Source organism: Citreicoccus inhibens (assembly GCF_019039035.1).
Classification (GTDB): Bacteria; Myxococcota; Myxococcia; order Myxococcales; family Myxococcaceae; genus Citreicoccus; species Citreicoccus inhibens.
In genome coordinates this window covers 242,562-256,142 of sequence record NZ_JAHNZT010000008.1, presented here as the reverse complement: position 1 = coordinate 256,142, position 13,581 = coordinate 242,562, and the positions used below count along the sequence as shown (strand labels likewise).

The 13,581-nt window shown below is 68.8% G+C and carries 13 protein-coding genes; 6 read left to right on the top strand and 7 right to left on the bottom strand.

Annotated features, from left to right (window positions below; translation table 11 throughout):
* The 3 genes from KRR26_RS13435 to KRR26_RS13425 form a co-directional block, all read right to left on the bottom strand.
* Entirely contained in the window at positions 1-228 is a 228-nt protein-coding gene (locus KRR26_RS13435) for a YHS domain-containing protein (protein WP_120208686.1), read from the bottom strand.
* 164 nt (positions 229-392) lie between these two features.
* Positions 393-1,154, bottom strand: coding sequence for a hypothetical protein (locus tag KRR26_RS13430; RefSeq protein ID WP_328707121.1), 762 nt, complete (start codon positions 1,152-1,154; stop codon positions 393-395).
* 14 nt (positions 1,155-1,168) lie between these two features.
* A complete protein-coding gene (locus KRR26_RS13425) occupies positions 1,169-2,443 on the bottom strand; it encodes a hypothetical protein (RefSeq protein WP_120208690.1) in 1,275 nt (424 codons plus the stop codon).
* Positions 2,444-2,600: 157 nt separating this feature from the next.
* Between KRR26_RS13425 and aspS the strand changes: the two genes are divergently transcribed.
* From aspS to KRR26_RS13410, 3 genes are all read left to right on the top strand, one after another.
* Positions 2,601-4,415 (top strand): aspartate--tRNA ligase, encoded by a 1,815-nt coding sequence (gene aspS / locus KRR26_RS13420; RefSeq protein ID WP_217079989.1) that lies wholly within the window; start codon positions 2,601-2,603, stop codon positions 4,413-4,415.
* Positions 4,416-4,496: 81 nt separating this feature from the next.
* Positions 4,497-5,126, top strand: a complete 630-nt coding sequence (locus KRR26_RS13415; RefSeq protein WP_120208694.1) for a LysE family translocator — start codon at positions 4,497-4,499, stop codon at positions 5,124-5,126.
* A gap of 240 nt (positions 5,127-5,366) precedes the next feature.
* Complete coding sequence (locus KRR26_RS13410; protein WP_120208696.1) at positions 5,367-6,248, top strand: RNA polymerase factor sigma-32; 882 nt, start codon at positions 5,367-5,369, stop codon at positions 6,246-6,248.
* Between the two features lie 100 nt (positions 6,249-6,348).
* On the opposite strand, the gene rsgA is transcribed toward KRR26_RS13410, so the two are convergent.
* Positions 6,349-7,452 (bottom strand): ribosome small subunit-dependent GTPase A, encoded by a 1,104-nt coding sequence (gene rsgA, locus KRR26_RS13405; RefSeq protein WP_233577330.1) that lies wholly within the window; start codon positions 7,450-7,452, stop codon positions 6,349-6,351.
* Positions 7,453-7,812: 360 nt separating this feature from the next.
* Between rsgA and KRR26_RS13400 the strand changes: the two genes are divergently transcribed.
* On the top strand, positions 7,813-8,622 hold the full coding sequence (locus KRR26_RS13400; protein ID WP_217079988.1) for a matrixin family metalloprotease: 810 nt from the start codon (positions 7,813-7,815) through the stop codon (positions 8,620-8,622).
* A 9-nt stretch (positions 8,623-8,631) separates the two neighbouring features.
* Here KRR26_RS13400 and KRR26_RS13395 read toward each other — a convergent pair whose 3' ends face one another.
* The 3 genes from KRR26_RS13395 to KRR26_RS13385 all read right to left on the bottom strand — a co-directional run bounded on the left by KRR26_RS13395 (position 8,632) and on the right by KRR26_RS13385 (position 11,316).
* Positions 8,632-9,780 (bottom strand): aspartate aminotransferase family protein, encoded by a 1,149-nt coding sequence (locus KRR26_RS13395; protein WP_120208700.1) that lies wholly within the window; start codon positions 9,778-9,780, stop codon positions 8,632-8,634.
* A gap of 150 nt (positions 9,781-9,930) precedes the next feature.
* Positions 9,931-10,632, bottom strand: a complete 702-nt coding sequence (locus KRR26_RS13390) for a hypothetical protein (RefSeq protein ID WP_217079987.1) — start codon at positions 10,630-10,632, stop codon at positions 9,931-9,933.
* A gap of 12 nt (positions 10,633-10,644) precedes the next feature.
* Positions 10,645-11,316, bottom strand: coding sequence for a Fic family protein (locus KRR26_RS13385; protein WP_217079986.1), 672 nt, complete (start codon positions 11,314-11,316; stop codon positions 10,645-10,647).
* A gap of 122 nt (positions 11,317-11,438) precedes the next feature.
* Here KRR26_RS13385 and KRR26_RS13380 point away from each other — a divergent pair, with 122 nt between their 5' ends.
* A complete protein-coding gene (locus KRR26_RS13380; RefSeq protein WP_120208943.1) occupies positions 11,439-12,359 on the top strand; it encodes a diacylglycerol/lipid kinase family protein in 921 nt (306 codons plus the stop codon).
* A 153-nt stretch (positions 12,360-12,512) separates the two neighbouring features.
* Positions 12,513-13,574 carry a DUF72 domain-containing protein gene (locus KRR26_RS13375; RefSeq protein ID WP_217079985.1) on the top strand — a complete coding sequence of 354 codons (1,062 nt, stop codon included), beginning with the start codon at positions 12,513-12,515 and terminating at the stop codon, positions 13,572-13,574.
* The last annotated feature ends 7 nt before the right edge of the window (positions 13,575-13,581 follow it).

The following is a 13,581-nucleotide window of genomic DNA, read 5'->3' as shown; positions in this document are numbered from 1 at the left end:
TTACGCGAGCCCCCAGCGCACCCGGCCCGGCGTCATCAACGCACCGGCGCGCGCCAGCTCGTTGAGTCGGAAGCGCTCGGCCTGGTGCTCGAAGGCCCGACGACAGCGCTCCGAGCAGAAGAAGTACCGGCGCTTCTTGTACTCGGCGGAGGGCTGCTCCTCCGTCTCGTCGAGCTGCTTGCCACACACGGGATCCCAATACTTCCCCTGGCCCTGCACGCCTTTCATGGCTCGCCTCCCACCCGGAGGGCCCGCGCCCTCCACACCCACGCCCCGCCGCTCTGGAAAGCAGGGGGTGTGCCAGGGCTCAACTCCTTGGAACGGCAGGGAGCGAGGAGCCGCGAAGGGAAGCGGCAGGCAAAAACTACCGGCCGCTTCCCTCCGGTGGGGCGTCAGAAGCCGACGCCGGCGCTGGCACCTAGGTAGAAGTCATTGAGGTAGCCGCGACGCAGCCCCATGGCCTCCAGGCGGAGGGTGAGGTGCAGGTTCCCCTCGCGGTTGAGGCTGGGGCGTCCGCGCAGACCCACGCCGTACTGGAGCACGGGCTTGAGGCCGTTCACCTTCGTCTCGGTGTCGCCCACGGTGATGGAGGTGTTCTGGTAGGCGATGCCGGCGCCGGCCTGGCCGTAGAAGCCGAAGCTCGACTGGCCCAGGCGCAGCAGGTACGCGGGCGCCACCGTGAGGTAATGGATGCGCGTGTCACCGCGGATGAGCGTGGTGCCGTCGCTGAGGCTGCCGTAGAGCCAGCGCAGGTCCGCGAAGAGGGCCTCGTGCAGCGTCTCATTGTCGATGAGGCGACCGAACTCCCAGGTGACGCGCAGTCCCGCCGCGAGGCGCTTGTCGGAGCCGTTGCCCCGGGCGCTGTCGAGCAGCAGCAGGCCGCCCATCAGCTCGGCGGCGACGCCGAGGTTGGGGTCGTCCAGGCGCGACATCTTCTCGAAGCCCTCCTTGTCATCGCCGTGCTCGGCGGCGTTGCGGAAGTCATCGGTCTGGTCGACGGTGCGGCGGCGCTGGGCGTACGGGTCGTCCGCGTCGTTGGTCGTGCGCGCGGGCTCGTCGTCCGGGTAGTCGTAAGGGGCGTCATCCTGCTGGGCCAGGGCGGGCGTGGCGAGGAGGAGGGCGCCGGCGAGGAAGGGCTGAAACCAGGTCTTCACGAAGGCGGTCCTCATCATCCGTTGATGCGCGGGCACTTGTTGCCGCCGGCGGCGCTGGGGGGGCAGAGGTTGGTGCCCGTGAGCTGGTCGGGCGAAATCTGCAGGTGGTCCATGAGCTGATTGCACACGGCCTTCTTCAGGTCCGTGTCCGTCAGGTGCGAGATGATGGGCTTCATGGCCTCGGCCAGCGTGAAGCTGTTCTGGTCGCCCTGGTACTTCTTCATCACCTGGTAGAGCCCGGGCGTGACGGTGCTGTCGTCGTTGTAGGCGGACGCGACGGCGCGCATCAGGACCTTCTGTTGATTGGTGGACTGTCCGGCCTGATAGAGCGCGGTGGCCAGGATGGTGCCCAGCCGGTACTCGTACCCGTTGCCGGACCAGGTGGAGAGGTCCATCGAGTACAGGTTGTTGAGGAGCGTGGCGTCCAGGCAGCGGTCGGCGCGCGCCAGGTCGCGGCGCTCCACTTCATCCGTGAACGGACCCTCGAACGAGGTGGACATGAAGCGGGTGTCGCAGCCGCTCTCCGTGAGGCAGGTGGAGCCGTAGGCGTGGTAGTCCGCGAGCCCCTCGTCCAGCGCCTTCACGATGTTGGCGCCGGGGCTCGGGCTGTCGCTGGCCCAGATGCTGAAGACCTCCGGGAGGCGCTGTCCGGCATAGGCCAGCCGGTTGAAGACGTGGTGCGAGTACTCGTGCGCCATGATGCCCGCGTTGAGGGGCAGGGGCGCGCGCTCGATTTGATCGAACGGCAGCACCAGGAAGGCGCGCAGCGGCGAGTAGAAGATGGCGTTGTCCTTGCCCGGCTCCTTGCTCACCTGCGTCTGGATGAAGTCCGGGAAGTAGTGGACCGTGGGCGCGGGACCGAAGTCGGCGACCTTCACGTTGGCCACGGTGCGGAAATACTCGTTGGCCTTCTCCAGGTTGTAATACGCCGTCACCATGTTCCAGGTGTGGAAGTCCGCGGGCCACAGGACGCCGCCCTGGTTGATGTAGCTGGCGGAGACGTCGTGGCCCGACTCCTTGATCAGGATGTCCGGGAGCGTGGCCTCCGTGGCCGTGGCGAGCTCGGGGTCGTTCGGGTCGATGACGATGCGCGCGCCACCTTGGAAGTCGGCGACGGTGCCCTTCAGTCCGACGATGTCCTCGATGGTGGTGAGCTCGACTTCCTTGGGGGCGTACTGGCCATTGCTGGAGCGCACGAGGGCGCGGACCTTGACCGGCGCCGGATCATTGGGCGCGCAGCCGACGGCCAGCCCCAGCACGGCGGCGGCGGCGGTGACTGTTCGGAGCATGGCGTCGTTTTACTCCGGACGGACCGGAACGTGTATTCCCCTGGGAGTGAAGGGACGCGGACTCGCGCGGGCTCGGATTCCTTGACGCGGTGTTTCCTCTATCCGCTATGGTGCTCCGCCTTCTTTCTTCCCCCCGAAAACCAAGCAGGCGGGTGTCATGGCGGTCCCGTTCATTTCCGAGGTCAAGCGTACCCACACATGCGGCCAGCTCACGGCCGCCAATGTCGGCGAAGAGGTCGTCCTCTTCGGCTGGGTGCACAACCGCCGCGATCTCGGCGGCGCGGTCTTCATCGACCTGCGAGACCGGGACGGGCTCACCCAGGTCGTCTTCGAGCCGAATCACGCGGAGGCCCATGAGACGGCCGGCCACCTGCGCCTCGAGTACTGCATCGGCATCAAGGGCAAGGTCGTCTCGCGCGGACGCAACGCGAACCCGAATTTGAAGACGGGGGAGATCGAGATCAAGGCGACCGATCTCACCATCTTCAACCGCTCGGAGCCCACGCCCTTCCTCGTCGAGGACAAGGTCAGTACGTCCGAGGAGAAGCGGCTGGCGTACCGCTACCTGGACCTGCGCCGCGGGCCGCTGCAGCACACGCTGATGACGCGCTCGAAGATGAACGCGCTGACGCGCTCGTACATGGTGGGCAATGGCTTCATGGAGCTGGAGACTCCGTTCATGGGCAAGTACACGCCCGGCGGCGCTCGCAACTTCCTGGTGCCCAGCCGCATCAACCCGGGGAAGTTCTACGCCCTGGCGGAGAGCCCGCAGCTCTACAAGCAGCTCTTCATGGTCGCGGGGTTCGACCGGTACTTCCAGATCGTCAAGTGCTTCCGTGACGAGGACCTGCGGGTGGACCGGCAGCCCGAGTTCACCCAGATCGACGTGGAGATGAGCTTCGTCACGCAGGACGACATCTTTACGATGATCGAGGGCCTGCTGAAGAAGCTGTGGGGTGAGGTGCTGGGCATCGACATCCCCACGCCCTTCATGCGCATGGACTTCTACGAGTCCATGGCGAAGTACGGCAACGACAAGCCGGACCTGCGCTTCGGGCTGGAGCACGTCGTCCTCACGGACCTCATCCGCGAGCACGGCGAGGCCGGCGGCGTGCCGATGATGTGGGAGGCGGTGCAGCAGAAGGGCATCGTCAAGGCGATGGTCGTCCCGGCGGAGAAGCCGCTCAGCCGCGCGGAGAGCGACAAGCTGGAGGACTTCGTCAAGCAGGCGGGCGCCAAGGGGCTGGCGCGCGCGAAGGTGAACGAGGCGGGTGAGTGGACGCAGTCGCCGCTCAAGACGATCAGCCCCGCGCTGCGGCAGGCCATCAACGCCGCGTGCAACGCCAAGGCGGGCGACCTCATCCTGTTCCAGTTCGGCCGCGAGTCGCTGGTGCACACGGTGATGGCGAACCTGCGCGTGCACGTGGCCAAGAAGCTGGGCCTCATCCCCGAGTACGGCAGCGGCGGCCAGTGGAAGTTCCTCTGGGTCGTCAACCCGCCCCTCTTCGAGTACGACGAGGAGACGAACACCTGGGCGGCCGCGCACCACGCCTTCACGCGCCCGCATGACGAGGACGTGCAGTACCTGCTCACGGATCCGGGCCGGGTGAAGTGCCACCGCTACGACGTGGTCCTCAACGGCTTCGAGATTGGCGGCGGCTCCATCCGCCTGCATGACCCCAAGGTTCAGGCCGAGGTGTTCAAGGCGCTGGGCATCCAGGACGAGGAGGCTCGCGCCAAGTTCGGCTTCCTCCTGGACGCGCTGAAGTACGGCGCGCCACCGCACGGTGGCCTCGCGTTGGGCATGGACCGCCTCGCCATGCTGCTCACCGGCGCCGAGTCGCTGCGCGACGTGATTCCGTTCCCCAAGTCGAAGACGGGCACGGACCTGATGACGGGCGCGCCGGGCGACGTGGACGAGAAGCAGCTGCGCGAGATCCATGTGCGCAGCGTGACGCCGCCGCAGAAGTAGGCCGCGCGCGCGGTCGCTTGAGAGGGAGGGGGCACTGCCTTACGGTGGTGGCCCCTCTTTCGTTTCCGATGTGCCGCCGCCATGGACCTCACGCTCTGGGCCGCCTTCACCCTCACGCAGCTGCTGTTCGCCATCACCCCGGGCCCCGCGGTGCTGCTGGTGGTGACGCAGGCGATGTCCCGGGGCTTCCGAGCTGGCATGGGCTCGGCGCTGGGCGTGCAAGCAGGCAACGCGGTGTACTTCCTCATCTCCGTGGCGGGGCTGGGGGCCGCGCTCGCCGCCTCGCAGATGGCCTTCAATGTCATCCGCTACGCGGGCGCCGCCTATCTCGTGTACCTCGGCGTGCGGACCTTCCTGTCCGCGGGCGAGGGCGCCACGCGCGAGCTGACGCCGCCCCCGCTGTGGCGCAGCCCGTTCGCGCAGGGCTTCACGAAGCAACTCGCCAATCCCAAGTCGATTCTGTTCTTCGGCTCACTGTTGCCGCAGTTCATCCACCCGGGGCCTCACGCGGGCTGGCAGTTCGCCGTGTACGGCCTCACCTGCATCGTGGTGGAGGTCCCCGTGCTCGCCGTGTACGCGCGGCTGGGGGTGGCGGGACAGCGGCTGTCGAGCTCGGCGCGTGCCAGGGTCTGGCGTGAGCGGTTGTCGGGCGCGGCGCTCGTCTCCATTGGCGCGGTGCTCGCCACCATGCGCGGCGCGGCTCAGAAGTAGCGCTGGGCCCAGCAGGCCCCTGCCGGCTCGGAGAGCTGCCCTAGGGGGCATGTAATCCCTACGGGCTTTCGGCCCCACCTTGGCGCCGTGCGCTCCAAGTGGCTGTCTTGACTGGGGCTGGCAAGGCACCTGGGTGGCACTCCCCTTGCTCGACATCCCGGGACGCGAGGAGTTCGGGCCACGCCTTGGGGGGCGTGGGTCGCGCGGTTGCGGCGCCGACTCCTCGAGAAAGGGAGTGCGATGTCTTCTTCCGTCGAGGCTCATGAGCCGGGACACCTGCCGCTCTATCTCAAGGAGATTGGCAACCACGCGCTGCTCACCGCCGCCGAGGAGCAGGCGCTCGCGCGTTCATTCATCCAGGGGGACCTGCAGGCGGGCCACAAGCTCGTCACCTCCAACCTTCGCTTCGTGGTGAAGGTGGCCTACGAGTACCGCTCGTACGGCCTGCGGATGGCGGACCTCATCCAAGAGGGGAACATCGGCCTGATGAAGGCCGTGCAGAAGTTCGACCCGGACAAGGGCATCCGCCTCATCTCGTATGCGGTGTGGTGGATCCGCGCCTTCATCCAGAGCTACATCCTCAAGAGCTGGTCGCTCGTGAAGCTCGGGACGACGCAGGCGCAGCGCAAGTTGTTCTTCGCGCTGGCGCGCACGCGCCGCGAGCTGGAGCGCGGCGGCAACGGCACGCCCACCGAGGTGGACGCGGCCGCCATCGCGCGCAAGCTCAACGTCAAGGCGTCCGAGGTGCGCGAGATGGAGCAGCGCATGGGCGGGCACGACTTGTCGCTCGACGCGCCCATGGGCGGAGAGGATGCCACCAGCCACCTCGACTTCCTGGAGTCCGGCCACGTCACGCAGGATGACGAGGTGGCGGAGCGACAGGAGGCTGACGTCACGCGCGAACTCATCGCGCAGGCCATGTCTCGGCTGGATTCGCGTGAGCGCTTCATCATCGAACAGCGGGTGATGAGCGAGTCGCCCATGACGCTGCGCCAGTTGGGCGAGCACTTCGGCTTCAGCCGCGAGCGCGCGCGTCAGTTGGAGATTCGCGCGAAGGAGAAGCTCAAGGTGCTGCTCGCGGAGCTGATGGCCGCGCGCGACGGGGACACCGCCGCGGCGTGAGCCGGCTCTAGAAAAGACGGGGGCGGCCCAGGACTTGGGTCGCCCCCGCTTCATTTCCTCGCGGGCGTCATTCGCCACGAGGGCGGTGTTCGGCGGGGCGCTACTTGCCGCCTCGCCGCTTGGCCAGACTCCGATCGCGGCCCGCCTCCGTGCGCTGCTTCAGCCACCGTCGGTGGTCTGCCTGCGCGAGTGGATCCGTGAGCCGGGCCTGACGCGCCTGTTCGCGCTGGAGCTTCTCGAAGTTCTCCAGGCGCTCCGCGGGGAGCGTGCCGCTGGCCACTGCTTCGCGCACCGCGCAGCCAGGCTCCGCGCGGTGCTGGCAGTTCGAGAAGCGGCAGCCCGCGGACTGCTCGAGGATGTCCGCGAACGTCGCGTCCACGCCATCCTCGTCGGCGCCCCACAGCCCCAACTCGCGCATGCCCGGCCCGTCGATGAGCATGCCTCCGCCGGGAAGCTCGAACAGCTCGCGATGAGTGGTGGTGTGCCGGCCCTTGTCATCCTCGGTGCGGACGGACTGGGTGACGAGGCGTGCCTCGGCCAACAGGTGGTTGACCAGGGTGGACTTGCCCACGCCGGAGGAGCCGAGGAGGACGCCCGTCTTCCCCTCGGGGAGCCAACTGCGCACCGCGTCCAGTCCCAGGTCGCGCGGCGCGCTCACCGCGATGACGGTGACGCCGGGGGCCAGGGCCTCCACTTCGCGGACGCGCTCGGTGGGGTCCTCCAGCAGGTCGGCCTTGGTGAGCACCACCACGGGCGTGGCGCCGCTCTGCCAGGCGAGGGTGAGGGCTCGCTCGATGCGGCGGGGATTGAAGTTCGCGTCCAGCCCCGCGACGAGGAACGCCACGTCCACGTTGGCCCCGATGAGCTGGGGTTCGTGCTCGGTATCCGCCTCGCGCCGCGCCAGGAGGGAGCGGCGGGGGAGGACGGCGTGCAGGAGCGCGTCGCCTTCTCCAGTAGGCGGGGGCGCCAGCGCCACCCAGTCTCCAATGGTGGGGAGTGCCTCGGTGCTGGCGGCGCGGTGCAGGAGGCGGCCCGCCGTGCGAGCCAACCAGGTCCGCTCGGCGGTGCGCACGCTGAGCAGCCCGCGCGTGTAGCGCACGACGCGGCCGGGGACGAGGGACGAGGAGGACTGCGATGACAGGTGTGAGAAGGCGTCGGCGAGGTCGGGGCCCCAGCCGAGTGATGACAATGACGCGATGGACACGGAAAGTACTCCAGGCAGAGCGGTGCCTACGGCGCACCTGGTTTCAGGGCGCCCAGCCGGGAGCGAAGCCACGCGGTGCCGGACCTTCGGGACCGACCTAGGCGGCGAGCGCCCGCTGAGCGAACAGGACTGCGGCCGAGGCAAGGACAAGGGGCGAGTTCATGGTGCCTCCGACGGTTCGCGGGCGGCGTCCATCGCCGCGCTGCGCCCGCATCCATAGCACCGATGACGCCCGCGCGGCATGCGGGACGTCTCGTGCTCAACGTCTCAGGGGAGGGCCCCGCCGCGGTGGACTCGCGCCGTGGCTCGGGCTCCGTGCCGCGCGGGCCGCGGTCCGGCCACGCGCCTGGGGGGGATGTCATGAGCAAGAAGTTCCAGACCGCGGCGGAGGCCCGCCTGTGCGTCGACCGCGTCGTTCCCATGGACCTCAAACGTGAGGCCGCTCGGGGCGCCATCGCGCAGAATCCGCTGAATGACCCGGCGCCCTATCTCCTCAAGGTGAAGCGGCCGGGCGTGGCGCTGCACCCGCTCAAGATGGCGTTGGAGACGGGCAAGCGGTGGAAGCCCGGGCAGACGCTGCGCGTGCGCTTCCTCGATGGCAGCAAGCTCCAGCGCCAGCGCGTCACGGAGCAGGCGAACACCTGGCTGGCGGACGCGAACGTGAAGTTCCTCTGGGTGGCGAGTGGCGCTGCGGAGCTGCGCATCTCGTTCACCGCGGATCCGGGCTCGTGGTCCGCCGTGGGCACCGACTGTCTGCTGACCCAGTACTTCCCGAAGTCCGGACCGACGATGAACTTCGGTTGGCTCCGGGACGATACGGATGATGTCGAGTACCGCCGCGTGGTCGTCCACGAGTTCGGCCACGCGCTGGGCTGCATCCACGAGCACCAGAACCCGCAGGGCGGCATCGTGTGGAACGTGCCCGCGGTGCTCGCGATGTTCGGCGGCCCTCCGAACAACTGGTCCGAGGCGGAGATCCGCTCGAACATCATCGACAAGTATTCGCTTGATCAGCTCAACGCGACGCGCTTCGACGTGAAGTCGATCATGCTCTACGCGTTCCCGAAGGCGCTGATCAAAGGCCCTCCGTCGCTGCTGGCCACGGGCACACCGGAGAACACCCAGGCCTCGTCAAGAGACAAGGCCTTCATCCGCAAGATGTACCCGTAGCCCAAACCACTACGCCGCGAAGGCGCGGATGGCGGCGATGAGCTTCGCGACGGAGTCCTCGCTCACATTGAGGGGCGGCATGAGTCGCACCACCTCGGGGTCGTGTGAGCCGCCCACCAGGATGCGCGCGCTCAGCAGGTGCTTGCGCAGGGCCGCCGCGTGAGCTCCCACGCGCAGGCCCAGGAGCAGGCCCGCGCCATGAATCTGGCGCACCACCGTGCCGTTCAGTTCTCGGCGCAGCACCGCTTCGACGTAGGAGGCCCGGTCCATCAAGCGCTCGTCGTGGAGGATGTCGAGCGTGGCGATCATCGCCGCGCACGCGAGCGGGCCTCCCCCGAACGTCGAGCCCAGGTCTCCGGGCTTGATCCGCCGCGCCACCTGCTCGGACACCAGGGTCGCCCCCATGGGGACGCCCGAGGCCAGGGCCTTGGCGGACGTGAGGATGTCCGGCGTCACGCCGAAGTGCTGCGCCGCGAACGGCGAGCCCGTGCGGCCCATGCCCGTCTGGATTTCGTCGAAGATGAGCAGCGTGCCGCTCGCGTCGCAGGCCTGGCGCAGCGCGCGCAGCCACTCGACCGTCGCGGTCCGCACGCCCGCCATGGACTGGATGGGCTCGACGATGACCGCGGCCACGTCCGTCAGGTCCACCTGTGCCAGCGCCGCCACGTCGTTGAAGGGCAGCGTCTTCGCGGGCGTCAGCAGACCCGCGAGCGGCTGGGTGATGGGCGCGTCGTCCGTGACGGAGAGCGACAGCAGCGTGCGGCCGTGCCAGCCGCCTTCACAGCCGGCCAGCTTCTTTCGGCCTGTGAGCAGGATGGCGAGCTTCAGCGCGTTCTCGTTCGCCTCCGTTCCCGAGTTGCAGAAGAAGACGGACGCGATGGACTCGGGCGCGAAGTCGACCAGCTTCTGGGCCGCCACGTCCCGCACCGGAAGCGACGCCGCCATGGAGTAGAACATCAGCGAGCGTGCCTGCGTGGCCACCGCCTCGGCCACGCGCGGGTGCGAGTGCCCCGTCGCGCAGACGCAGTGCCCGCCATACCAGTCCAGGTAGGCGTTCCCCTCGGCGTCGAACACGCGGTCCCCCTCTCCGCGATGAACCGCGAAGGGGTAGGGCGCATAGGTCGGCAGGAGCGCCGGGACTTTGGACGACACGGTCATGGACAGAGCCTTCTGCGCGCGAGGGGCGCGGCCACTGGAGAGGTGCCGTGAATATTATGCGGCCTACCCTGGTGCAAGCGGCACGTGAGGCACTGCGTCACAGAGTGCGAGTGGTTCAGGTATGCAGGAATATGCACCGGGCAGCGGTTCTCAGCGCTTCCGTTCCAGGCGGTGCTCCTCGCCGCGCACCAAGGCGCGCGCGACCTCTTCGGAGCCGCTTCGGAGGCGCTCAGGGGGAGGCGCGCACCAGGACTCGAAGCGGAAGGCCTGCCGCCAGAGCTTCTTGGCGGTGTGATCCAACCTCAGGCCTTGCGACTCCAGCAGCCAGTCCAGCGCTTCGTCGGCGAAGAAGTACCAGGCCTCCTCACAGGACGTGGCCTTCTCGGTGAGCTCGACCACGTGCACCAGGGCCTCGGCGATGGCCAGCGCGCGGATGTCCGCGTCGGTCTCCACGGAGGGCAGCTCGCGTGACAGTTTCTCGAACAGCTCCCCGAGCTGGCGCAGCCACGCGTGAGCCCGGCCCAGCGCTTGGAGCATGCGCTGTACGTTGTGCTCCACGCCCAGATTGGTGACGGGCTTCTCGTTGAAGAACGTGTGGCACCAGCAGTAGCCGCCGAGGCTCTCGTTGCCGAGCTCCACGCCCGTCGCCGTGTACCAGGGACCCAGGTTCTCGCGGAGAAGGGCTTGGACGTCGCGGGCCATGCGCTCGCGCTCGGAGTCGGTGAGCTTGCGCGTCCCGGGCGGCACGCGCGGCGTCAGGTACTCGCGCAGCATCGCGGCGATGCGCTCGGGCTGATAGCCATCCAGGCTGGCGTGGAGCGTCTCCCAAGAACCGTTCTGGGCGTGGGACATGGAGAGGTCCTTTCAGGATGCGTTCTGGCACGGAGCGGCGGAGCCCGCGATGGCGCGCGCCATGCGCCGCGCGAACCGGACGTAGCTCTCGGTGTCTCCCGGACGCTTGGGGTGCAACACCAGCGGGTGCAGCGCGGGGGTCGGCAGGCCGGCCCGTCGCAACACGTACTCGAGCCACAGGCGCGCGGCTCGGGCGTTGCCGTCCGGGAACGGGTGGAAGAAACACAGGTCCAAGTACAACCGAGTGGCCTGTGCCACTGGGTGGCATCCATCCCGCGCGTCCTCCTCCACCTTGCGCGCGAACGTCGCCTCCAAGTCGGGGGTGTAGCGATAGCGGTGCGTGCCGCGGTGCGCAAAGGCCTCGCCCTGGCGGAAGTGGACGGGACGCCCCATCAGCAGGGACTGCGTCTCCTCCAGTCGCGCGGAGGTGAGCGCGGCACCCGAATCGGCCAGGGCGCGCACCAGCGCGAGGGCCAATCGGAAGCGCGGACCTCGTGCGTCGTCCACGGGCGCGTGGGCGGGCAGGTCGAAGTGCGTGAGGTAGTCCTCCTGCGCGCCGGTCTCCGCGAAGGGGCGGGAGGAAGCGGCCTCCAGGTCCGCGCGCAGCGAGGGCAGTCGCCAATCGAGCGCGAGCGTGGCGCGGAGGTGGGGCGCGAACTGCTCTGGGGCGTCCGGGGGTTCCATCCAGACTCCGGAGGTGGCGAGGCGACCGGCGCAGCATCGCACGGCCTGGATTTGTGGTCGCGGAGTGGAGCGGGGCGCCACAACCGCGTAAACAGAGGGCCATCTCGGAGGGGCAGGTGACGATGAAGACGTTCCTCGTGGTCAACCCGCGCAGCGCCAACGGGCAGACGGGGAAGCGATGGGCGGAGATCTCCGCTCAGGTGAGCCGGGCGCTGGGCGACTTCGGGCATGCGTTCACCTCGGGCGGCATGGATGCCGCGAGGCTCGCGCGCCAGGCCATCGAGGACGGCTACGAGAGCATCGTCGCGGTGGGCGGAGACGGCACGCTGAACGAGGTCACGAACGGCTTCTTCCGCGACGGGCAAGCCATCAACCCGAACGCGGCGCTGGGGCTGATCCCACGCGGCACGGGAGGCGACTTCCGCCGCACCTTCGGGTGGGATCTGGAGTTGGACTCGGCGCTGGAGCGCTTGCGCACGGACAAGACCGAGCCCTTCGACGTGGGCCGCATCGACTTCACCAACAACGAGGGCCAGCCGGAGACGCGCTACTTCGCGAACATCGCCTCGTTCGGCGTCAGCGGACTGGTGGCGAAGGAGGTGAACCAGAGCAGCAAGGCGCTCGGTGGCAACCTCAGCTTCGTGTGGGGCACGGTGAAGGGCCTGGTGAAATACTCGGACCGCAAGGTGCGCTTGTCCGTGGACGGCGGGCCGGCCGAGTCGGTGTCCATCACCACCGTGGCCGTGGCCAACGGGCGCTACTTCGGCAGCGGCATGTTCGTGGCCCCGGAGGCGGTGACGCACGATGGCTACTTCGACGTCACGCTCTGGTCCGGCTACGGCCTCAGCGACTTCGTGCTGAAGTCGAAGGGCGTCTACAACGGCGACCACGTCACCTGGAAGGGCACGCGCCGGCTGCGCTGCCGCACGCTGCACGCCGAGCCCGAGGATGGGGACGTGTTCCTCGACGTCGATGGCGAGACGCCGGGGCGCCTGCCGTGCACGATGTCGCTGGTCCCCTCGGCCATCCGCCTCAAGGTGTAGCGCGCCGTCGCCGCCCCTGTCGGCGCGCGAGCGGACACGCCCATTCCTTCGCGGACGTGGTGCGTCGCCTCGGTTTGAGGCAACCTCCTGCATTGTGTGCGCCCCGGTGTTGTCCCGAATGGGAGCCCGGGGTGAGGCGGGAAGGAGCAGACCATGGCGCCACAGCGAGGACCGGCACAGCTCGACCTCTTCACCGGAGCCGCCGTGGAGACACCCGCTACCGCCCGCGCTCGGCGCGGACAGCAGGTGGGCCCCGCGGAAGTCTCCGACACCCTTCGCGCGCTGGGCCATGCGCTGCCGCAGGGCATCTACCTGGGCACCTCGTCGTGGACGTTCCCGGGGTGGGCGGGGATCGTCTTCGATCAAGACGCGAGCACGTCCCAGCTCGCGCGCGAGGGGCTGTCCGCCTATGCGCGCCATCCCATCCTGCGCACGGTGGGAATCGATCGGACGTTCTACGCGCCCATCCCCGCCACGGCCTTCGCCGATTACGCCGCGCAGGTGCCCGAGCACTTCCGCTTCCTCGTCAAGGCGCACGAGGCCTGCACGTTGGCCCGCTTCCCCCTGCATGAGCGCTATGGCGCGCAACGGGGCCAGCCCAACGAGCGCTTCCTGCACGCCGCCTACGCGGCCGAGCACGTGGTGGGGCCCTTCGTCGAGGGGCTCGGCGCGAAGGCCGGGCCGCTCGTCTTCCAGTTCCCGCCGCAGGACCCGGCGGCGCTGGGCGGGCCCGCGCGCTTCGTGGAGCGCCTGTATGCCTTCCTCGCCGCTCTGCCGAAAGGGCCGCTCTACGCGGTCGAGGTGCGCAACGAATCCCTGCTCACCGAGGACTTCGCCCAGGCCCTGGCGGAAACCGGGACGAGCCCCGTGCTCGCGGCCTGGAGCCACATGCCTCCGGTGGCCCGACAGGCGCGGCTCACCAAGACGTTCGAGGCGAGAGCGGTGGTGGCGCGTTGGATGCTGCCGCCGAACCTGGGCTACGAGGAGGCACGCGCTCGCTACGCGCCCTTCGACAAGTTGGTGGAGGAGGATGCGCCCACGCGAGACGTGCTCGCCCGCGTGTGTCTGGCCGCGGTGCGCGCAGGTCGCCCCGCCTTCCTCACCATCAACAACAAGGCCGAGGGGAGCGCTCCGCTGTCCGCCATCCGGCTGGCCGAGCGCGTCATGGCCTACCGCGAGCAAGGCAGCCAGCGGGCCGTCCCCGGTCAGTCGTAGCTTGCCT